The following is a 21,429-nucleotide window of genomic DNA, read 5'->3' as shown; positions in this document are numbered from 1 at the left end:
ATGGCAGGGGACGGCCAGTCGGCACCGCCCCGGACCGGACCTTCACCTCAAGCAGTGCCAGAGCAAACGGGAGTTGTGGGATGGGGATCAGCGCGCGCGTACGCACCCGGGACGGGTGGGCGGTGCCGGGCGCCGTCGTGACCGTCACGGACATGACGGGGGCGCAGCTGCTGCGCGTGGACGCGGACGCGGAGGGCGTGGTGCGGGACGCCACCGCGCTCGCGGCCGGGCCGTACACCGTCATCGTGACCGCCGTCGGGTACGCGCCCGCCGCGGCCACCGCCCTGGTCACCGCGAGCGGCCGCGCCGACCTGGGCGAGGTGGTGCTGGCCCGCGCGGGCGGCGCCGAGCTGCCCCCGGCCGGGCCGTGGACGATCGACCCCGCCCACTCCACCGTGGGCGCGGTCGCCCAGCACCTGGGGATCTCCAGCGTGCACGGGCGGTTCACCGCGTTCTCGGGGCGCGTGGACATCGCCGAGGACCTGGCGAAGTCGCGCGTGGAGGCCGTGATCCGGGCCGCCTCCATCGACACGGGCAACGGCGCGCGCGACGAGCACCTGAAGAGCCCGGACTTCCTGGACGTGGCGGCGTACCCGGAGATCACCTACCGGTCCACGGACCTGGAGCCCGCCGGGGCCGACCGCTGGACCGTGCGCGGCGACCTCGCCCTGCGCGGCGTCGTCCGGCCCGTGGACCTCGACCTGACCTACCTCGGCACCGGCCCCGACCCGTGGGGTGGCACCCGCGCCGCCTTCCGCGCCACCGCCGAACTGCGCCGCGAGGACTTCGCCCTGCACTACAACCAGGTCGTACGGGCCGGGATCGCCGCGATCGGTACGACGCTGCGGGTGGAGCTCGACATCCAGGCGGTGCGCGGCGAGGAGCTGCCGGGCGCCTAGCCGCATACGTCAGCGGGGCCCGGCGCGGTGTGCGCCGGGCCCCGCTGGCGTGTGCGGTCGGGCCGGGTGTCAGGGCCGGGACAGGAGGCCCTCGATGCCCGCGATCATGAGGTCGAGCGCGGTCTCGAAGTCCCGCTCCCACATCTCGACGACCGTGTCCTCGGTGCGGGAGTTCATCAGCTCCTGGGCGCCGCGGATCGTCTCGTTGCCCGGCAGCTCCTCGTTCACCGTGCCGACCGCGTCGCGGAAGTACTCCTCAAGGGTCATCCCGGCCTCGTTGCAGCGCGCGATGAAGTGGCCCTCCATCGTGCCGTAGCCGTACACGAACTGGAACACCGCGGCGATCGCGCCGTTGCGCTGCTGGGGCGCGAGGCCGGTGTTCCGCACGGCCCGCTGCACGGCGAGGGAGTACCGCAGCCAGTTCGGGCCGACGTTCAGGAACTGGCCGACCAGCGGCGACACCCACGGGTGGCGGACCAGCAGCGCCCGGTAGGCCCGCGCGAGGTCGCGCAGCTGCGCGCGCCACGCGGACGGGTCGGTCTCGGTGTCGGGCAGCCGGATCTCGGCGCAGACCGCGTCCAGGGCGAGTTCGAGCAGGTCGTCCTTGGTGTCCACGTACCAGTACACGGACATCGCCGTGACCTCCAGCTCCGCGGCGAGGCGGCGCATGGAGAACCTGGCGAGCCCCTCCGCGTCCAGGAGCCGGACCGTGGCCCCGGTGATGCGGTCCCGGTCGAGGCCGGACGGCTGGTCGCCCTTGCGGCCGGAGCCGCGCGGCGCCCTGCTCTCCAGCCAGACACTCGTGCGCGCCCTTCGCTGCGTGCGGTCGGCTGCCTTCGCCATGGCGCACCTTCCTGGTACGGGTCCTGTTCCCGACGGATACGGGCGGGCGGGCCGCAACATGCTGGCCCGCCCGGCTTCGATGCTATGCGGACGCCTGGTCCGCGGGGCGGTGCGGGCGCCCGGTCCGTGGAGCTCCGCGGACGCTCGGCCTCCGGTCTACGCGGACGCCCCGTCCATGGAGCTCCGCGGACGCCCGGCCTCCGGTCTACGCGGACGCCCCGTCCACGGCACCCTGCGCGCGCTGACCCGAGTCTGCCCGCTCGGCCCGCCACAGCAACGCCGCCGCGAGGGCGCCGCCGAGGAAGACCGCGGCCGCGCCGACGAGCTGGCTGGTCTCCAGACCCGAGGCGAACGCGTCGGAGATCCGCTCCCGCTCGCCCGCCGAGCCCGCCGCGGCCATGGCCGCGGGGAAGGACGTGGCGGAGACCGCGACGAGCGCCGCGAAGCGGGCGTTCAGGACCGCCCCGAGGATCGCCACGCCGAGGCCGTTGCCGAACTCCGCGAGCGTGCCGTTGACGCCCGCGCCCACGCCCGCCTTCTCCGGCGGGATCGCGCTCATGATCGCGTTGGCCATCGCGGGCATGGAGAACGAGATGCCCGCGCCCATCAGGACGAGTCCGGTGAACATGCCCGAGTAGGCGTGGCCGCCGAACACCGCGATCACCACGAGTCCGCCCGCCATCATGGTCATGCCGGTCAGGATCGTGCCGGGCGTGCCCAGCTTGGCGTGCAGGCGCGCGCCGAGGCCCACCGTGTTCAGGACGACCACGGCGACCGCGAGCGGCGCGGTGCGCAGACCGGCCTCGAGGGGTTCGTAGCCGAGGACGAACTGCAGGTGCTGGGTGAGCAGATAGAGCGAGCCGCCCATGCCGAAGGCGACCAGGATCGCGCCGGTCACCGCGCCCACGAACTGCTTGTTCCGGAAGAAGTGCATGTCCAGCATCGGGTACGGGATCCGCAGTTCGTAGACCGTGAACCCGGCCAGGACGCCCGCGCCGACGCCCGCCGCGACCAGGACGTGCGCCGACGTCCAGCCGTGCTCGGGCCCTGAGATGATCGCGTACACGACCGAGGCCATGCCGATCGTCGAGAGCACCGCGCCGACCAGGTCGGGCCGGTCGCCCTGCGGGTTCTTGGACTCGGGGACCAGGCGGACCACCGCGATGACGCCGAGCAGCGCCACCGGGATGTTGATCAGGAAGATCGAGCCCCACCAGAAGTGGTTCAGCATGAAGCCGCCGAGCAGCGGACCGGCCGCGAAGCCGAGGGAGTTCACGGTCGCCCACAGGCCGATCGCCCGCACCCGCTCGTCCTCGTCGAAGATCTGCACGACGACGGCGAGGGTGGTGGTCATCAGGAGCGCACCGCCGATGCCCATCCCGGCGCGGGCCGCGATGAGCTGCGTCGAGGACTGCGCGAGGCCCGCCGCGAGCGAGCCGAGGCCGAACAGGACCAGGCCCGCGGTCAGCATCTTCTTGCGGCCGTAGCGGTCCGCCGCGCTGCCCGCCGTGAGCAGCAGGCCGGACTGGACGAGCGAGTACGCGTTGATCATCCACTGGATGTCGGACGACGTGGCGTCGAGCTCGCGGGTGAGCGACGGGATGGCGACGCTCAGGACGGTGTTGTCGAGCAGCACCGTGAGCTGGGCGAGGCAGATGACGCCCAGGATCAGCCAGCGCTGCGGGTGCCGGTCCCGGGGCGCGGCGGCCGCCTCGGGGGGCTCGGCGGTGGTCGCCGTCATGGCGGCTCCTTCTCTTCTACGGTGTATACGGCCGAATGCGTCATACACCGTAGAGGAGCCGTCTTACGCTGTACAAGAAGTTTTCGGAGGCCTCACTCCATTGGCCGAGTCGAGGGCGGGGGCCCGGGGGCGCCGGGCCCAGCCACGCCTCCACCGACCACGGCGATCACACCGCTACGGGGGCGGGCTTGATCAGATAGCCCGCGCCCCGGCGGGTGTGGATCATCGGCTCGCGGCCCGCGTCGATCTTCCGGCGCAGATACGAGATGTACAGCTCGACGACGTTGGCCTGGCCGCCGAAGTCGTAGCTCCACACCCGGTCGAGGATCTGCGCCTTGCTGAGCACGCGCCGCGGGTTGCGCATCAAGTAGCGCAGCAGCTCGAACTCCGTGGCGGTGAGGTGGATGGACTGCCCGCCGCGCGTCACCTCGTGGCTGTCCTCGTCGAGGGTGAGGTCGCCGACGGCGAGCACGGACTCGCTGCGGCGCCCGGCGCCCGGCCCGGTCCGCCGGATCAGGCCGCGCAGCCGGGCGACGACCTCCTCCAGGCCGAACGGCTTGGTGACGAAGTCGTCGCCGCCCGCCGTGAGCCCGGCGATCCGGTCCTCGACGGCGTCCTTGCCGGTCAGGAAGAGGACCGGCACCTCCGGCAGTTCCCGGCGCAGCCGCCCGAGCACGGACAGGCCGTCCACGTCGGCCAGCATCAGGTCGAGCACGACGACGTCCGGCCGGAAGCTCCGCGCGGCCCGCACGGCCCCCAGGCCGTCACTGGCGCTGCGGATCTCCCAGCCCTCGTAGCGCAACGCCATCGACAGCAGCTCGGTGAGCGACACCTCGTCGTCCACGACGAGCACGCGGACGGGACTCCCGTCCGGCCTGAGCAGTTCGGTACGCCCCTGGGGCGAGGTCGTGGTCATGCCCTCAGCGTGGGCACGGGGGGTGAGAGGGGGCTTGCGGGTTCCTGTGAATTCCCTAAGAAGGGCGTGGGCGTGGGCCGGGGGGCTTCCGGCCTGGCGGGCGGTCAGGTCCTGGGGGCGGGGCGGGAGGCCGGGCGTGGGGCGTGGGGCCGCCGGTCGGCCGCCGGGGGCGGGGTGTCGGGCGGCGGGCGCCGGACGCCGGGCAGCCGGTCAGACACCGGACGCGGGGGCGGCCGGGCGGCCGGGCGGCGGGCGCGGGACGGGATGTCGGGCACCGGGCGGCCGGGCGGCGGGCGGCCGGGCGGCGGGCGGCCGGGCGGCGGGCGGCCGGGCGGCGGGCGGCCGGGCGGCGGGCGCGGGACGGGATGTCGGTCGCCGGGCGACCGGTCGGCAGGCACCGAGCGCGGGACAGCCGGTCAGGCACCGGACGCGGGGCGGCCCATCGGGCACCGAACGCGGGACGGGACCTCGGGCGCCCAGCGCGGGGCGGCCCATCGGGCGCCGGGCGCGGGGCGGCCCATCGGGCACCGAACGCGGGGCGGCCGGTCGGGCGCGTGGGCCGTCACTCCAGCCCGAACAGCCGCGCCGCGTTCCCGTGGCACACCTCCCTGAGCCACGCGTCGCCGAGGCCGAGCCGCTCCAGCGACTCCAGCTGATGCCCGTACCCGTAGGGGATGTTGGGGAAGTCCGTGCCGAGCAGTATCCGGTCGCCGAGGTCCGCGAGCCGTGCCCGCTCCTCGCGCGGGAACGGCGTCTCCCGCTCGCTGAAGTCCGTGAACGCCATCGTCGTGTCGAGCCGCACCTCCCCGTGCCGCTCGGCCAGGTCGAGGAAGTCCGCGTACTCCGGCATGCCCATGTGCGCCACGACGAGCCGCAGCCGGGGGTGGCGCGCGAGCAGCCGCCCCACCGGCTCGGGGCCGGTGTGCTTGCCGGGCACGGGTCCGGAGCCGCAGTGCGTCACCACGGGCGTGCCGGTGTCGGCGAGCAGGCCCCACGCCGGGTCGAGCAGCGCGTCGTTCGGGTCGTACGCCCCCACCTGTACGTGCGCCTTGAACACCCGGGCCCCGGCCTCGAGCGCCTCCCGCACATAGCCCTCGACGCCGGGCTCCGGGAACAGCGTGGCCGTGTGCAGACAGTCCGGCGTACGGGCCGCGAAGTCCGCCGCCCAGCCGTTGAGCCAGCGGGCCATGCCCGGCTTGTGCGGATAGAGCATCGCGGTGAAGGCCCGGACCCCGAACTCCCGCAGCACGGCGAGCCGTCGCTCCTCGTCGTGCCGGTACGCGATGGGCCACTCGCGGTTCGTCAGGGGCCCTACTCCGTCGAAGTACGCCCACACCTTGGCGAGGACGCGCTCCGGCATGAAGTGCGTGTGCACGTCCACGAGCCCGGGCAGCCCGAGCCTCCGCCAGAACGCCACCACGGCCTCGGCCTCGCCCGGCTTGCCCGGGGCCGCGTGCGGGGGCTTCCCCACACCGAGGCCCGGGCCCTCCCGGCCGCGCCGCCGCTCCCCGGTCTCACTCGCCACCGTCGGCCACCCCCGCTCCCCGCTCCTGCCCGTAACTCCGCTCCACCTTGGCCACGTGCACCACGTACCGCTCGTACCACTCCTCCCGGCCCCGCTTCCGTGCCTCCCGGTGCTCCGGGGCGTTCCGCCACGCCTTCACCGCGTCCAGGTCCCGGAAGTAGGCGACGGTGATCCCGAGCCCGCCGGGCGTCCTCGCCGAGTCGGCTCCGAGGAAGCCCGGGACCTGTGCCACCAGCTCGTCCATGCGCTGCGCGGTCTCCCCGTAGCCGTGGTCCCCGTCGGTGCGCAGGGAGGTGAACACGACCGAGTAGTAAGGCGGTTCGAAGGGTCCGGCGGGCCCGGCCACGCCCGGTATCCCCTGGTCACCGGGCTCGCGCCCCGTCAGCTCGCCCTCGGCCGCACCCGTCAACTCGTCATCAATCAGCTCGTGATCAGTCATGGCACCCACCGTCACCGGCGGCCGAACCCCCTGTCCACCTCAGCGAGCCCGCCTTACCGAACGGGCAGCCAGTTTTGACCTTCCGGTCAGCGAACGGGGGTCCAGGACCGCAGAGGCAGACCGCCAACAGAGCCGGGGCCCCGCAGAAGCAGGCCTCGCAGGGGCAAGCCGCGAGCCAGGGCTCAGAACAACCCGCCCTGCACCGCAGGTATCCCCCGTACTGGAACCGTCACCCCCACCCCCTCCGCCACCGCGTCCAGGCGCCACCCGCTCAACACCCGCCCGTCCACGACGACCACACCCCCGCGCCCCACCCCCTCCCGCACCTCAAGATGCAAATCGGGCCCCGCCGCCCCGACCAGCGTGCCCGCGACCACACCCCCGTCCACGAGCTCGCTCACCACTCCCGTGGCCTCCACAGCCCCGAACACCTCCCCGTGGTCCACGCACCCGTACGGCAGCCGCTCCAGCGATTCGGGCCACCCGCCAAGGCCGCTCGCCCTCCGGTGCAGCTCCGCCAGCTCGCGGGCCCGCTCGGCCGGGGACGGCAACCGCGCCCGCAGGGCCCGCTTGCGCGCGTACGGAATCCGGTCCGGCACGCCGAGCGCGGTGCGCAGCAGCTCCTCGGCGCGGCGGGCGGCCATCAGCGGGCCGCGCCCCAACCAGCTGTACGCCACCGCCCCCTGCTCAAGGAGGCGCGTGCCGCCCCGCGCGACCCGCGTGATGCCGACCTTCACCACGCCGGGGCCGAACCACGCCACGTACACGTGATACGGCCGTGGATCGTCGGCGAAGGTGTCCGCGGCGACCGAGTGCGCCCGGTCGACGCGGGCGCACTCCTCGCACTGCGCGCGCGTGGCCCGCGCCGCGACCCCCGCGCCCACCGGACACGGCGTCCACCGTCCGCCGCGCCACACCCCGAGGCACCGCCGCCCGCCCCGGGCGCGGAAGGCGAGCACGGCCCCGTACTCCGGCGCGCTCTCGCGCGGCTCCCGTCCGGGCGCGTACCAGCCGAGGGCGGGCCTGCCCTCCGCGTGCCACCGCACCCCCGTGCACCACCACGTCATACGACCGAGCATGACGCACACCACTGACAACGAGACGGGACGCCCCAGCCCCAGCCCCAGCCCCATTCTTGACCTCGAAGTACAAAACACTGTTAGGCTGCTCCGCATGGGACGGCCGAGACAGTTCGATCCGGAGACCGCCGTGGACCAGGCGATGGAGGTCTTCTGGCGCAAGGGGTACGCGGGCACGACCCCGCAGGACCTCGTCGACGCCCTCGGCATCGGAAAGGGCAGCCTCTACAACGCCTTCGGCAGCAAGCACGCCCTCTTCGAGCGGGCCCTGCGCCGCTACCGCGACACCCAGGCCCTGCGCCTCGTCGCGCTCTTCGAGAGCGAGGGCCCGGTCAAGGAACGGCTCCGCGCCGCCCTCGAACTCCTGGTGACCCTGGACCTCACGGACCCGGACCGCCGCGGCTGCATGGCCGTGAACGCGGCGGCCGAACTCGCGGGCACCGACCGGGCCACGACCGAACTGGTCCGGGAGATGTTCGCCCGCACCGAGTCCGCCCTCCAGGCCCTGGTCGAGGAGGGCCAGCGCGCGGGCGAGATCGCCCCGGAGCGGAACGCCGCGTGCGTCGGCAGCCTGCTCCTGAACACGGTCGTCGGGCTGCGCGTGACCGCGCGGGTCGCGGAGGGCCCGGAGAGCACGCACCGCACGATCCGAGCGGTCCTGGACCTCCTCTGACCTCGACCCACCCCACCCCCGGCGCGAATCCGGCCTGACCCCGCCTCCCCTCCGCCCCGGTCAGGGCCCCCGTACACCCAAATTCTGTACCCCCAGGTCAAAAACAAACCCATACGCGCTCCACCACCACAAGGACAAGGACTAGGACACCCCATGGACCTGCGCCTCACCGGAAAGACCGCCGTCGTCACCGGAGCCAGCCGCGGCATCGGCCTCGCGACCGTGCGCGCCCTCGTCGCGGAGGGCGTCCGCGTGGTCGGCGCCGCCCGCACGGTCACCCCGGAGCTGAAGGAGTCCGGCGCCCTGCCGTACGCCGTGGACCTCGGCACCCCGCGGGGCCCGGCCGAACTCGTCGAGCACGCCGTCCGCGAACTCGGCGGCGTCGACCTCCTCGTGAACAACGTCGGCGCGGGCGACGACATAGGAGTCGACGGCTTCCTCGACGTCGACGACGCCCGCTGGCAGACCGCCCTGGACATCAACCTCTTCAGCGCGATCCGCGCCGCCCGCGCCGCGCTGCCCGGCCTGGTCGAACGCCGGGGCGCCGTCGTGAACGTCTCCTCGATCAACTCCCGCCTCCCCGGCGCGGGCCCGATCGCCTACAGCACCGCCAAGGCCGCGCTCACCGCCTTCGGCAAGGCCCTGTCGGAGGAGTTCGGCCCCCAGGGCGTACGCGTCAACACCGTCTCGCCGGGCGTCGTACGGACCGCCATCTGGGAGGACCCGGACGGCTTCGGGGGCGCGGTGGCCGCGGCGGCGGGCGCCGACCACGCCCGGTTCCTCGCGGAGATCCCGCGGACGTTCGGCATGACATCGGACCGCATCACCGAACCCACCGAGGTCGCGGCCCTGATCACGTTCCTGCTCTCGGACGTGGCGGGCAACATCACGGGCGCGGACTACGTCATCGACGGCGGCACCGTGAAAACCGTCTGATCGGGCCCGGGCCCGCCCGTCGTCGCGGCAAAAGCCAGAGGCCCCGGATCTCTCCGGGGCCTCTGGGCTGCTGTGCACTCGGCAGGATTCGAACCTGCAACCTTCTGATCCGTAGTCAGATGCTCTATCCGTTAAGCTACGAGTGCTTGTTTTGTTTTTGTCTCGCTCCCGGTCCTTTCGGCCCCGCTCGCGGCGACAGGAAGAACATTACATGACTGCCGCCGCCATGTGAAATCCATTGGCCTCACCCCTTGTGACCTGCGAAAACGTTCCCGCGTGCGGGAGGGGCTGGGTCGGCCGGAAGGATCAGGAAGCACTGAAGCCCCGGTCCAGTGGACCGGGGCTTCAGCTCATGTGCGGAGGCGGAGGGATTTGAACCCTCGATCAGGGGGTTACCCCGAAACCGCATTAGCAGTGCGGCGCCATAGACCGGACTAGGCGACGCCTCCAACCTGATGCACCTCCGCGAGCGCGGGTGTGCGTGCAGATGATGACACAGCCAGGGGCCGCGCCACCAATCGCGGCTTCCACGGTACTAGTCGCGCGGGTCGAAGAGCAAAGCGTTCTAGGCCCCCGCAACGCGGCAGGGCCGGGGGCGTTAGAGGAGGCGGTAGGCGCCCGCCCCACCGGCGGGCGCGAGCTGGAAACCGCACACCCCAGGAGAGCCTCCGTGAAGACCGTCAGCGCACGCCGCCCCTTCCGCACCGCCGTCGCGACCACCGTCACGACCGTCGCCGCCTCCTTCGCCGCCCTCGCGGCGCCGTCCGCCGCCGCGGCCCCCGCCGACCTGATCACCCGCGATCACCTGGGCCTCGTCACCCGCGACCACTTCGAAGTCACGTACTCCGGGAACGACGGAACCCCGGGCACGACGTACACACTGGAATGCGGCCCGGCCGCGGGCAGTCACCCGGCGCCCGCCGACGCGTGCGCGCGCCTGGACGGGCTCGCCGCCGAGGGCGCCGACCCCTTCCGGCCGGTGGCGCGCGACGCCATGTGCACCCAGGTGTACGGCGGCCCGCAGACCGCCCATGTGACGGGCACCTGGCAGGGGCGTCCCGTCGACGCCACCTTCAAGCGGACCGACGGCTGCCAGATCTCGCGGTGGAACACGCTGGTTCCGGTCCTGCCCTCCACCGGCGCGTAACGGTCCACCACGCGCGCGTGGCGGCCTACTTCCCGAAGTTCCACGAAATTCCATGAAGTGCTGTGAAGTGCCGTGCGGCGCCGGGGTGAAGTGCGCCGCGCGCCCCTGCCGTGACCAGGCAGGACCGAAGCCCTCACAGCTTCTGCGTGCGGTCTCCCTCTCACTCCCTCTCATCCGGCGTCGCGCCCGCAACCGCTCCCCGTAGACTTCCCTCCCGTGACATGCCGCGGGCCGCGGGGCAAGATGGCCTGGGCGGTCGGCAAGGTGCGGTAACCAGGGAGGAAGCGTCGTCGTGAGCAGCAGGCCATCCCGAGGCGCTGCTCGCCTCGCAGCCATACTCGACGCGCTCCCGGACGCGCTGGTGCTGGTCAACGCCAACGGGACCGTCGTGAACGCGAACGCCATCGCGCTCGAGGCCTTCGAGGCGCCCGGCACCGCGCTCGTGGGGCGCGGACTGCTCGATCTGCTGCCGGAGTTCGACTCCCGGCTCATTCCCGGCTCCATGCGCCGTCCGGACAGTACGGACGAACGCGGACGGACCAAGCCGAAGCGGATGATCGCCCGCCGGACGGACGGCTACGAGTTCCCGGTCGAGGTCACCAGCTCCAGCCTCGAGGACAGCAGGAACGCCTACGACGAGCGCTACGGCCACGGCGGCTACAGTGGTTACAGCGGCGACGAGATGCTGATGATCGTCGTCCGTGACCTGTCCGGCGCGCTCAACACGGAAGCCGAGCTGGCGCGTTCGCAGCGGCAGACCGAGATGATCCTGCGGGCCGCCGCCGAGGGCGTCGTCGGCACGGACACCGACGGCCGCGTCGTCCTGGTCAACCCCGCCGCCGCCCAGATACTCGGCTTTCGCGCGAGCGACCTCGGCGGGCAGGAACTGCACCCGCTGGTCCTGCACTCGCGCGCCGACGGCGAGCCGTTCCCGTACGACGAGTCCCCGCTCGCGGACACCCTGCGCTCCGGGCGCAAGCACCGCGTGCGCGGCCAGGTCCTGTGGGCCAAGAGCGGCGAGAAGGTCGCGGTCGACCTGACGACGGCGCCCGTGCGCGACGGCGACCAGCTCGTCGGCGCGGTCATGACCTTCACCGACCGGCGGCCGTACGACGCGCTCGTGGAGAAGCACGAGGCGGCGCTCGCCCAGCACGCCGAGGAGCTGCGCGAGGCCGCCGAGCGCCGCGCGGAGGAACTCGCGGCCGAGCAGGAGCGGTACGCGGCGCTCGCCGAGCGCGAGAAGGACCGCTTCGAGGCGTTCGCCGAGCAGGAGCAGGAGCGCTACGACGCCCTCGACGCCCGGCACCAGCAGCTCGTGGCCGTCCTCGACCGGTCCCTGCGCGGGCCGCTCGACGAGATGCGCCGCGAACTGGCCGCGCTGGCCGCCGACGACGCGGGCCAGCTCTGGCCCGAGGCCAACCAGGTCCTGCACCACCTGTCGGCCGGATACGCGCGCATGACGACCCTCGTGGACAACGTCCTGGGCTTCCAGCGCCTGGAGGCGGGCGCCGAGGAACTGGCCCGTACGGTCGTGCCGCTGGACGCCGTCGTCGCGGCGGGCGTCGACGGGGCCGTCGAGCTGATCGGGCCCGGCCGCGCCCAGTTCGCCGTGCACGCGCCGCCCGTCGCGGTCCACGTGGACGCGCAGCGGCTCGCGACGGCCCTGGCGCACCTGATCGCCGACGTGGCCGGAATCGACGCTACCGGCAACACGCGCGCGGGAGCCGTGGCTTCGGGCGGCCCCGAGGCCGCGGCCGGGTACGTCGACTCGACCGTCGTCGTCGCCGCGGCCCAGCGCGGCGAGGTCGTCCGCATCGAGGTGCGCGGGCCCTACGCCGGCGGGGACCCCGTCCACGAGCCCGTCGTCCAGGGCATCGTGCGGGCCCACGGCGGCGTGCTCCAGACGCATGAGGTGCCGGGCACGGGTGGCAGCGCGTACGTGCTCGAAGTGCCGGTCGGGGACGGCGCCGGGGCCGCGCCCGCTCCCGGGGCGTCCGTCGCTTCCGGGGCGTCCGTCGAGGCGGCCCCGCGACCGGCTCCGGCCGTCGCCGGGGGCCCCGCGCGGGGCGGCGACACGGCGGGCGCCGGTGTTCCGGTGCCCGAGCAGGCGGGGGCTCCCGCCGGGGGCGGCCGCAGGCGCGCGCGGCGCTCCTCGGTGGACTCCTTCCTGGACAGCGGCCTTCCCGGGGAGGCGGGTTCCGGTGACACCGCGGGTGCGGGGGTCCCTGGAGGCGCCGACTCCGGTCCGGGTGCGGGTGTGCGTACGGGTGCCGGTCCTGGTGTCGGTCCTGGTGTCGGTCCTGGTACTGGTCCTGGTGTCGCCGGACCCGCCGCGGAGGCCGGTCCCGGTGGTACCGGGCGGCGCAGGCGGCGTGCCGTGGCGCACGGTCCGGCGGAAGCCGTCCCGGTCGCGCCCGGCGACACGGGCGCCGGTGCGTCTGGCGTGCGTGGTGCCCCTAGTACCCCTGGTACATCCGGTATGCCTGGCGCGTCCGGCATGTCTGGTGCGTCCGGTGACACTTCCGGCGGTACGTCGGGAGGAACCGGTCGGCGCCGGGGACGGCCGAGCCCCGCTGAGGGGGCCGTGATGACGGCGGCCGAGCACGCCGCCGGTTCCGCGGCGCTCGGCGAAACGGTGCCCCCTCAGGGAGTGCCGCCGCAGGGCGATGGCGGGCCTTCGGGGCGGCGTGCCCGGCGCGCGGGCGAGTCGCACGCTCTGGCGTTGCCGTCGGGCACCGGCGCCGCTCCGGAGACCGGGTACGGACAGGGCGACGACCCCGATGCCCCGCGCCCCGGTGGCCGTCGCGCCCGGCGCGCGCTGGCCGCGGCCCGGGAGCGGGCCGCGGCGGAAGAGGCGTCCAACAGCCGGGTGTTCGCGCTGCCTCCGGCCGAGGCGGACCGCGAGGAGGGCAGCGGGGCGCTGGTCGGCGCCGAGCAGGTCACCGGGCAGGACGCCGGACCTGCGGCAGGACCGGCCGCCGGGCAGGCCTCTGGACAGCCGGTGCAGGGCGGTGCGCGGCGGCTCGCCGGTGCGCACCCCGCCGGTGCCGGGCAGGACGCGCGCGGCGCGGTCGCCACGGAAGCGGGAGCCGCGCAGGTCGGCGCCTCGGTGAGCGTCCCGGCGGGCGTACAGGCCGGAATGCAGGCCGCCGCGCGCGGCGGAGTGCCCCCGCAGGGCCGCGCGCCCGCTCCGGCCCCGGGCGCCGTGCCCGCTCCCGCGCCGGGAGCGCCGGGAGCGCCGGGAGCGCCGGGAGGCCTCCCCGTGGGGCAGGGCGACGCGCGCCAGGACGACACGGGTCAGCACGCCGTGGCGCCGCAGGACCCCACCGACGACCACACCCCGCCGCAGCCGCACCCCACGCAGCCCCCGTCGCTGCCGGGCCAGGCGCAGCCGCAGGCCCCGACCGGGCGCAGGCGCGCGCGGCAGGCCCCGCCGACGGCCGACCCGACGGGCGGTGCGACTCCGCCCCAGGGCATGCCCGGCGCGGGCACCCCGGCGGCAGGCGTCCCGACCGGCGCCATGCCCGCCGAGGGCACCCCCGCGGGCGGCACCCCGTCGACGGCCCTGCCGCCGCAGGCCCCGCAGGCAGCCCCGCAGGCTCCGCCCGCCCCGCACGCCGTCCCGCACGCCGGAGCGACGCCCGCCCAGGGCGCCGCCCTGCCGCCGGAGCGCGACCCACGCGCGCGTGCCGCGCAGCCGCTGCCCGCCGAGGCCGCGCCCGTCGACCCGAACTCGACGCAGGGCCGCGCGATCAGCGTCCGCACGCTCGGCCAGGGCGTGCCCTTCGGCCGCCAGCCGCAGCCGCCCGTACAGCCGCAGGCCCAGCCGCCGCACGGCCCCGCGCAGCCCGGTCAGCCCGCGCAGGGAGGTTCGGGGCGCCGCCGCAAGCTGGCGACGCCGCCCGAGCCCGGCGCCGACGAGCGCCCGGAGAGCGCGGCCCGCCCGCACCCGCAGGCGCCGCCGCAGGCCAAGCCGCAGCCGCAGCCCCGGCTCTCGCCGGGCACCGAGGGCACCGGACGCTCGTACGCGATCGGCGCACCGGACGAGAACGCCGCCGAGGGCCCCGAGCCGCTGGACGGCCCCGGTGGCGCCGTGGAGGTGACGAACCGGCCCCAGCCGCGCCCCATGGACGACGAGTTGCCGCCCGAGCCGCTGGACAACCCGCGCCGCCTTCTCGTCTGGCCCGCGCCCGACGTCACCACGCAGCAGGCGCTGAGCGACCGCGGCTACCGGCCCGTCATCGTGCACTCGCGCGAGGAGGTCGACGCGCAGATCGCCGCGTTCCCCGCGGCCCTCTTCGTGGACCCGCTGACCGGCCCGATCACGCGCACCGCCCTGCAGTCACTGCGCCAGGCCGCCGTCGCCGCCGAGGTGCCCGTGCTCGTCACGGCCGGGCTCGGCCAGGCCTCCCGCGAGGCGGCGTACGGCGCCGACCCCGCCGTGCTCCTGAAGGCCCTCGCGCCGCGCGACAGCGAGCAGCACCCGCCGCGGGTCCTGCTCATCGAGGAGCACGAGGAGATCGCCCTCGCCCTGACCGCGACCCTGGAGCGGCGCGGCATGCAGGTCGCACGGGCCGAGAGCGACGCCGACGCGGTGACGCTCGCCGCCCAGACCCGGCCGAACCTGGTGGTCATGGACCTCCACCAGGTACGCCGTCGGCGCGCCGGGATCATCGACTGGCTGCGCGCCAACGGCCAGTTGAACCGCACGCCGCTGGTCGTCTACACGGCCGCCGTCGACGAGACCGACCTGCCGAAGCTCGCGGCGGGCGAGACCGTCCTGTTCCTCGCCGAACGCTCCACGAGCAGCGAGGTGCAGACCCGGATCGTCGACCTGCTGGCGAAGATCGGCACGAACTGAGCGGGCGGCAGGGCCCGAGGGGGACGGCCCCTCAGGCCCGCCTCACGCCCCTTCGGGCCCACGTCACGGCCCCTCGGGCCCACGTCACGGCCCCTCAGACCCGTGTCACGTCCAGCTCTCCGGCCGCGTACTGCCTGCGCAGCACCTTCTTGTCGAACTTGCCGACGCTCGTCTTGGGGACGGCGGCGACGAGGGCCCAGCGCTCGGGGAGCTGCCACTTGGCGACGCGGGTGGCCAGGAAGTCGCGCAGGGCGGCGTAGTCGGCGGTCGCCTCCTCCTTGAGGACGACGGTGGCCAGGGGGCGCTCGCCCCACTTCTCGTCGGGGACGGCGACGACGGCCGCCTCGGCGACGTCGGGGTGGGACATCAGGGCGTTCTCCAGCTCGACGGAGGAGATCCACTCCCCGCCGGACTTGATGACGTCCTTCGCCCGGTCGGTGAGGGTCAGGAAGCCGTCGGCGGAGATGACGCCGACGTCCCCGGTCTTGAGCCAGCCGTCGGCGCTGAACTTGTCCTCGGGCCGGACGACGTCGCCGCCCGCGCCGCCGTAGTAGGCGCCCGCGATCCAGGGGCCGCGGACCTCCAGTTCGCCCGCCGACTCGCCGTCCCAGGGGAGGTGGCTGCCGTCGGGGCCGACGAGGCGGCCCTCGACCCCGGCCGGGAAGCGGCCCTGGGTGAGGCGGTAGGCCAGCTCCTGGTCGGTGCCCACGGCGTGCGCGGGCGGCCGCGAGACCGTGCCGAGCGGGGAGGTCTCCGTCATGCCCCAGGCGTGGCAGACGCGGACCCCGAGCCGGTCGAAGGCCTCCATCAGGGACGTCGGACACGCCGCGCCGCCGATGGTCACCTGGTGCAGACAGCTCACGTCGCGGGGGTTCGCGGTGAGTTCGGCGAGCAGCCCCTGCCAGATGGTGGGCACGGCAGCGGCGTGCGAGGGGCGCTCGCTCTCGATCATCTCGGCGAGCGGCGCGGGCTGGAGGAACCGGTCCGGCATCAGCATGCCGACGCCCGTCATGAACGTCGCGTGCGGCAGCCCCCAGGCGTTGACGTGGAACTGCGGTACGACGACGAGGCTGGTGTCGGCGTCCGTGAGGCCCATGGACTGGGCCATGTTGACCTGCATGGAGTGCAGATAGATGGAGCGGTGGGAGTAGACGACGCCCTTGGGGTCGCCGGTGGTGCCGGAGGTGTAGCACATGGCGGCGGCACGGCGTTCGTCGAGCTCGGGCCAGTCGTAGCCGGTCGGCCGGTCCGCGATCAGCTCCTCGTACTCGTGGACCTGGGCGCGCACGCCGTCGAGGAGGGCGCGGTCGCCGGGGCCGGAGACGACGAGGTGCTCGACGGTCGGCATCCGGTCGAGCAGCGGCGCGATCAGGCCGAGCAGGGAGCCGTTGACGATGATGACGCGGTCCGCCGCGTGGCCGACGATCCAGGTCAGCTGGTCGGCGGGCAGCCGCAGATTGAGCGTGTGCAGGACGGCGCCCATGCAGGGCACGGCGAAGTAGGCCTCGACGTGCTCGGCGTTGTTCCACATGAAGGTCGCGACGCGTTCGTCGTCGCTGACCCCGAGGTCCTCGCGCAGGGCGTGGGCGAGCTGGGCGGCGCGGGCGCCGATCTCCCGGAAGCTGCGGCGCTGTGGGGCACCGTCGCCGGTCCAGGTGGTGACCTGCGATGTCCCGTGCACGGACACGCCGTGGTTGAGGATGCGGGTCACGGTCAGCGGTACGTCCTGCATGGTGCTCAGCACGGCGTCCTCCCGGTCGGCGGGCGGCAGGCGGCCGGGTGCTCCCGGCGCGCTACCTGGCGGTAGCCCCAGATTCTCGCCGCATACCGAGCGGTATGTCACTACCGCGAGCGCACAAGAACGCAAATTGAGCTACGCGCGCCACCCGCCCGGCGCCCGGGCCGGGCGACGCGCCCGCGGAACGCCGACCCCCCGGCTGGCTCGCTCAGCGGACCGGCGTCAGCTCCGGGTCCTCGCGCAGCTTGCCGAGCGCCCGCGACACCGCGCTCTTGACCGTGCCGATGGACACCCCGAGCACCTCGGCCGTCTGGGCCTCGCTCAGGTCCTCGTAGTACCGCAGGACGACCATGGCCCGCTGCCGCGCGGGCAGCTTCATGATCGCGCGCCACATCGCGTCGTGCAGCGCCTGCTGCTCGGCGGGGTCACCGGCCGGCACGGTCTCCGGCTCGGGCAGCTCGTCACAGGCGAACTCGTCGACCTTGCGCTTGCGCCACTGCGAGGTGCGCGTGTTCAGCAGGGCCCGGCGCACGTACCCGTCGAGCGCCCGGTGGTCCTCGATCCGGTCCCAGGCCACGTAGGTCTTGGTCAGGGCCGTCTGCAGCAGGTCCTCGGCGTCACTCGGGTTCGCCGTCAGCGAGCGGGCGGTGCGCAGCAGCACGGGCTGGCGGGCCCGGACGTACGAGGCGAACGACGGGTAGGCGGAAGGACCCGCGCCCCGCGTCGCGGCCTTCGATGCGCTGGTGCACACGGACACCATGGATGCGGTCATGGCTCCACGCTAGAAGCGCCCCCTACATCTGCGGATCGGCCGCAGGTCCCGAAGCCGTGTCCGCCTCAGGTTGTACGAGGGGAGGTAGCCTCACCTCCTGAAGGTGGAGGAGAAGGAGCACACCCCTGAGGGTTCGACCCTGAGGAACCGGAAACCGCTTGCCCACTCGGCTCCGGTCGCCGCTCACTCCAGCAGGGCCACCGGCGCGTGCACCAGGTTGCGATCGATCTGCAGCGTGCGCCCGCCGAACCGCTCCGTGACGTTGCCCGCGTACTGGTGGATCCGGCGCTCCGGATGCCAGGCGTACCAGGGCAGTCCCTGCTCACCGTACAGGTCGGGCCGGTTGTTCCAGCGTGCGAACCACATGATCGACGGCAGGTCGTCGACCCCCGCCCGGCGCGCCGACTCCAGGTGCGCTACGCCGGAATCGGCACTGCTGTAGAAGCCCGGTACGTAGCCGTGGCTGCGCACTTCGCGGCTCCAGGCCCGTACGAAAGTGAGCGTGGCCGTGGCGCATTTCTCGTTCTGGTACGCATACGCCTCCATGTCCAGGTAGAGCGGACTGTCCGGCCCCATGCCGAGCGCCGCGGCCCGGTCCACCGCGTCGTGTCCCTCCCGGGTGCCCTGGGGGCCGGGCTCGCTTCCGATGCGGACGTGCTGCTTGTTCTCCGCCCGGACGCACGGGGACTGCGAGCCGACGTAGACCGGCAGCACGCCCCAGCCCATCTCGTCGACCGCCCTCAGCCAGGCGCGGCTCAGCTGCGGCTGGTCCTGGCAGGCCCGGCCGCGTCCGGCGTAGTAGACGCCCACCGCGCGGTACGGCGAGTCGAGCCAGCGCCGCATGGTGTCGGCCGACGGAGTCCGACAGGTGTCGAAGGCCCGGCCGTCGAAGACCCCGGGCCCGGCCGCCGCCGGGGGTCGGCCCGGGCGCGAGGTGTCCAGGGCCAGCGTCGCCAGGGCGAGGGCGAGGACAAGGCCAGTGATCTTCTTCCGGTGGCGCATGGGGCGAGTGAAGGGGCCGGGGCGGGCGCGCGGCCCGGGACACGCGCCGCGTTCAGCCGTCCGCCGTCAGAATCAGCCCCGAAGTGGGGACGCCGGTGCCCGCCGTGACCAGGGCGCGGGCGGCGCCGGGTATCTGGTTCACCGCGGTGCCGCGCAGCTGGCGCACGGCCTCCGCGATGCCGTTCATCCCGTGGAGATAGGCCTCGCCGAGCTGTCCGCCGTGGGTGTTCAGCGGCAGCCGCTCCTCGGCGACGAACTCCGCGGCCTCGCCCGGCGCGCAGAACCCGAACTCCTCCAGCTGCATCAGCACGAACGGCGTGAAGTGGTCGTAGAGGATCCCGACGTCGACCTCCCCGGGAGCGAGCCCCGAGGTGCGCCACAACTGCCGCGCCACGACGCCCATTTCCGGCAGGCCGGTGAGATCGTCGCGGTAGTAGCTGGTCATCTGCTCCTGCGCCCGGCCCGCTCCCTGCGCGGCGGCGGCGATCACCGCGGGCGGCTTCGGCAGGTCCCGGGCCCGCTCCACGCTGGTGACGACGAGCGCCTGGCCGCCGTCGGTCTCCTGGCAGCAGTCCAGGAGCCGCAGCGGCTCCACGATCCACCGGGAGGCCGCGTGCTCCTCCAGCGTGATGGGTCTGCCGTGGAAATACGCCGCCGGGTTCGTCGCCGCGTACTTCCGGTCGGTGACCGCCACATGGCCGAAGACCTCCGGGGTCAGCCCATGGGCGTGCAGATAGCGCCGCGCGGCCATCGCCACCCAGGACGCCGGGGTGAGCAGCCCGAACGGCAGCGCCCAGCCGAGTGCCACACCCTCCGCCGAGGGCTCGCGGTGGCTCACTCCGGCGCCGAAGCGGCGCCCGGACCGCTCGTTGAACGCCCGGTAGCAGACCACCACTTCGGCCACCCCCGCGGCGATCGCGAGCGCCGCCTGCTGCACCGTCGCGCAGGCCGCGCCGCCGCCGTAGTGCACCCGGGAGAAGAAGGAGAGCTCGCCGATGCCCGCCGCCTGGGCGACCGTGATCTCCGGGCTCGTGTCCATCGTGAAGGTGACCAGGCCGTCGACGTCGGCGGGGGCCAGGCCCGCGTCGTCGAGCGCCGCCCGCACCGCCTCCACGGCCAGCGTCAGCTCGCTGCGCCCGGAGTCCTTGGAGAACTCGGTGGCCCCGATCCCGACGATCGCCGCCCGGCCCCCGAGCGCGTCCCGCGCCCGCACGCTCATGCGGTACCTCCTGCTACGCCTGGGGGCACGCCGACCGGGGCTGCGCCGACCGGGGCTGCGCCGCCTGGGGCCGAGCCGTCCGCCGGGCTGGCCTTGCCCGCCAAGGCCGCGCCAAGCGAGGCCGCGCCCCCCACCGTCACCCTCACCACACCGGTGACATGCTTGCCCAGGCCATTGGCCCCGACGACCCTGACCGTGGCCGTGGCGCCCTCCGGGGCGCGGGTGACCTCCTCGACGGTGCCCGTCAACACCATCGTGTCCCCGGGGTAGTTGGGCGCGCCCAGCCTGATCTTCACCTGGCGGAGGATCGCGCGAGGGCCGAAGTGGTCGGTGATGTAGCGCCCCACCAGGCCGTTGGTGGTGAGGATGTTCATGAAGATGTCCGGGGAGCCCTTCTCCTTGGCGAGCTCCACGTCGTGGTGCACGTCCTGGTAGTCCCTGGAGGCGATGGCTCCCGCGACGATCAGCGTGCGCGTGATCGGTATCTCCAGCGGCGGCAGCGTGTCCCCCACCCGCACGGCGGCCCGGCCCTTCGGCGGGTCCCCCCGCTCCGCGCGGCCCTCGCCCGCGCGGCCCGTCTCCGCGCGGCCCATCAGCCCTCGCCGCCTTCCGACGCGGCCACGGCCGCACTCTCCAGGGCCCGGAACACCGGCAGCTCCAGGTCCTCCTCCACCCGCTGGAACTCCAGCCGCACCGGCATCCCGATCCGCACGGCCCGGTGCGGCACCCCCACCACATTGCTGATGATCCGCACGCCCTCCACGAGCTCGACGAGCACCACCGCGTACGGACTCGCCCCGCCGGAGGCCCCGTCCGGCGGGGCGAAGGCCGGGAACGGCGGATGGTGCATCACCACGTACGAATAGACCGTGCCCTCGCCGCTGGCCTCGACCGTGTCCCACGCGGGGGAGCCGCAGGCCCCGCACCCCGGCAGCCAGGGGAAGCGGAGCGTGCCGCAGGCCCCGCAGCGCTGGATGAGCAGGCGGCGGCGGGCCACGCCCTCCCAGAACCCGGCATTGTCCCGGTTGACCACCGGGCGCGGGCGGGTGGCCGGTCCCGCACCGCGCCCCCGGGCGCCAGGCGTGGCCGTCGGCCGCCGCTTCGCGGGGCGGTACTTGAGGATCCGGAAGCGGTGCGTGCCCGCGAGCTCGCCGCCCGCGCGGATGTCCATCCGGGTCGTCACGAAGTACCCCGCGCCGAGCTTGGTCGTCTTGCGGTCCGACACCGACTCGATCACCGCGTCGAACGTGATCTCGTCGCCCGGCCGCAGCGGGCGCAGATACTCCTGCTCGCAGTCGGTGGCGACCACCGAGGTGCACCCGGCGTCGTCGAGCAGCGCGAGCAGCTCGTCGTACGCCTCGGAGCGGGTCGCGTGGCCCGCGAGGCCGCCCATCGTCCAGGCCTGGAGCATGGTCGGCGGGGCGATGGCGTCGGGCCCCGCGTAGGCCGGGTGGGTGTCGCCGATGGCCTCGCACCAGTGCCGGATCATCGGCGCGTTGACCGGGTCCTTGCCATGGCCGGACTCGGCCGCGGACCGGCCCTCGTACGCCTTCAGCCGTCCGTACCACGGGTCGGGTCCGCCCGGTCCCGTCGCCGGTCCGTCCGGCCCGCTCCGCGCGCTGCCCGTCACCGCCGCCCC

At 74.2% G+C, this 21,429-nt stretch carries 16 protein-coding genes, 2 tRNA genes and 1 pseudogene; 5 read left to right on the top strand and 14 right to left on the bottom strand.

Annotated features, from left to right (window positions below; translation table 11 throughout):
• Positions 1-80 precede the first annotated feature (80 nt).
• On the top strand, positions 81-899 hold the full coding sequence (locus ACIG3E_RS06455; protein ID WP_399611980.1) for a YceI family protein: 819 nt from the start codon (positions 81-83) through the stop codon (positions 897-899).
• A 69-nt stretch (positions 900-968) separates the two neighbouring features.
• On the opposite strand, the gene ACIG3E_RS06450 is transcribed toward ACIG3E_RS06455, so the two are convergent.
• From ACIG3E_RS06450 to ACIG3E_RS06425, 6 genes are all read right to left on the bottom strand, one after another.
• The gene (locus ACIG3E_RS06450; RefSeq protein ID WP_399611978.1) at positions 969-1,742 is read right to left on the bottom strand and encodes a TetR/AcrR family transcriptional regulator; all 774 of its coding nucleotides are present in this window, start codon (positions 1,740-1,742) and stop codon (positions 969-971) included.
• Between the two features lie 205 nt (positions 1,743-1,947).
• Positions 1,948-3,483: an MFS transporter gene (locus tag ACIG3E_RS06445; protein ID WP_399611976.1), complete on the bottom strand. Its 1,536-nt coding sequence runs from the start codon at positions 3,481-3,483 to the stop codon at positions 1,948-1,950.
• Between the two features lie 166 nt (positions 3,484-3,649).
• On the bottom strand, positions 3,650-4,399 hold the full coding sequence (locus tag ACIG3E_RS06440) for a response regulator transcription factor (RefSeq protein ID WP_399611973.1): 750 nt from the start codon (positions 4,397-4,399) through the stop codon (positions 3,650-3,652).
• Positions 4,400-4,961: 562 nt separating this feature from the next.
• A complete protein-coding gene (locus ACIG3E_RS06435; RefSeq protein WP_399612190.1) occupies positions 4,962-5,870 on the bottom strand; it encodes an amidohydrolase family protein in 909 nt (302 codons plus the stop codon).
• A gap of 43 nt (positions 5,871-5,913) precedes the next feature.
• Entirely contained in the window at positions 5,914-6,363 is a 450-nt protein-coding gene (locus ACIG3E_RS06430; RefSeq protein WP_399611972.1) for an antibiotic biosynthesis monooxygenase family protein, read from the bottom strand.
• A gap of 182 nt (positions 6,364-6,545) precedes the next feature.
• Entirely contained in the window at positions 6,546-7,442 is an 897-nt protein-coding gene (locus tag ACIG3E_RS06425) for a DUF2797 domain-containing protein (protein ID WP_399611969.1), read from the bottom strand.
• Positions 7,443-7,536: 94 nt separating this feature from the next.
• Between ACIG3E_RS06425 and ACIG3E_RS06420 the strand changes: the two genes are divergently transcribed.
• Positions 7,537-8,115, top strand: a complete 579-nt coding sequence (locus ACIG3E_RS06420) for a TetR/AcrR family transcriptional regulator (protein ID WP_399611966.1) — start codon at positions 7,537-7,539, stop codon at positions 8,113-8,115.
• Positions 8,116-8,268: 153 nt separating this feature from the next.
• Complete coding sequence (locus tag ACIG3E_RS06415) at positions 8,269-9,051, top strand: SDR family oxidoreductase (protein WP_399611964.1); 783 nt, start codon at positions 8,269-8,271, stop codon at positions 9,049-9,051.
• 73 nt (positions 9,052-9,124) lie between these two features.
• Here ACIG3E_RS06415 and ACIG3E_RS06410 read toward each other — a convergent pair.
• Together ACIG3E_RS06410 and ACIG3E_RS06405 are read right to left on the bottom strand one after the other, a co-directional pair.
• Positions 9,125-9,197: transfer RNA gene (locus tag ACIG3E_RS06410), tRNA-Arg, on the bottom strand.
• Positions 9,198-9,408: 211 nt separating this feature from the next.
• Positions 9,409-9,500 (bottom strand) — tRNA-Ser (locus ACIG3E_RS06405).
• A gap of 221 nt (positions 9,501-9,721) precedes the next feature.
• Between ACIG3E_RS06405 and ACIG3E_RS06400 the strand changes: the two genes are divergently transcribed.
• Both ACIG3E_RS06400 and ACIG3E_RS06395 read left to right on the top strand, forming a co-directional pair.
• Positions 9,722-10,198, top strand: coding sequence for an SSI family serine proteinase inhibitor (locus ACIG3E_RS06400; protein ID WP_399611963.1), 477 nt, complete (start codon positions 9,722-9,724; stop codon positions 10,196-10,198).
• 292 nt (positions 10,199-10,490) lie between these two features.
• Positions 10,491-15,059 carry a PAS domain-containing protein gene (locus ACIG3E_RS06395; protein ID WP_399611960.1) on the top strand — a complete coding sequence of 1,523 codons (4,569 nt, stop codon included), beginning with the start codon at positions 10,491-10,493 and terminating at the stop codon, positions 15,057-15,059.
• A gap of 94 nt (positions 15,060-15,153) precedes the next feature.
• On the opposite strand, the gene ACIG3E_RS06390 is transcribed toward ACIG3E_RS06395, so the two are convergent.
• The 6 genes and pseudogenes from ACIG3E_RS06390 to ACIG3E_RS06365 form a co-directional block, all read right to left on the bottom strand.
• Complete coding sequence (locus ACIG3E_RS06390) at positions 15,154-16,803, bottom strand: long-chain fatty acid--CoA ligase (protein WP_399611957.1); 1,650 nt, start codon at positions 16,801-16,803, stop codon at positions 15,154-15,156.
• A 202-nt stretch (positions 16,804-17,005) separates the two neighbouring features.
• Positions 17,006-17,569, bottom strand: coding sequence for a SigE family RNA polymerase sigma factor (locus ACIG3E_RS06385; protein WP_374120657.1), 564 nt, complete (start codon positions 17,567-17,569; stop codon positions 17,006-17,008).
• A gap of 183 nt (positions 17,570-17,752) precedes the next feature.
• A complete protein-coding gene (locus ACIG3E_RS06380) occupies positions 17,753-18,571 on the bottom strand; it encodes a DUF1906 domain-containing protein (protein WP_399611954.1) in 819 nt (272 codons plus the stop codon).
• Positions 18,572-18,623: 52 nt separating this feature from the next.
• The gene (locus tag ACIG3E_RS06375; RefSeq protein ID WP_399611952.1) at positions 18,624-19,790 is read right to left on the bottom strand and encodes a lipid-transfer protein; all 1,167 of its coding nucleotides are present in this window, start codon (positions 19,788-19,790) and stop codon (positions 18,624-18,626) included.
• A 122-nt stretch (positions 19,791-19,912) separates the two neighbouring features.
• Positions 19,913-20,308: pseudogene (locus tag ACIG3E_RS06370) on the bottom strand (MaoC family dehydratase); the annotation flags it as partial.
• A 74-nt stretch (positions 20,309-20,382) separates the two neighbouring features.
• Positions 20,383-21,420 carry a bifunctional MaoC family dehydratase N-terminal/OB-fold nucleic acid binding domain-containing protein gene (locus ACIG3E_RS06365; protein WP_399611949.1) on the bottom strand — a complete coding sequence of 346 codons (1,038 nt, stop codon included), beginning with the start codon at positions 21,418-21,420 and terminating at the stop codon, positions 20,383-20,385.
• Positions 21,421-21,429 lie beyond the last annotated feature (9 nt).

Origin of the sequence: Streptomyces sp. NPDC053474, from assembly GCF_044544845.1 — a bacterium.
Lineage (GTDB): Bacteria > Actinomycetota > Actinomycetes > Streptomycetales > Streptomycetaceae > Streptomyces.
This window is presented reverse-complemented; position numbering and strand designations above follow the sequence as displayed.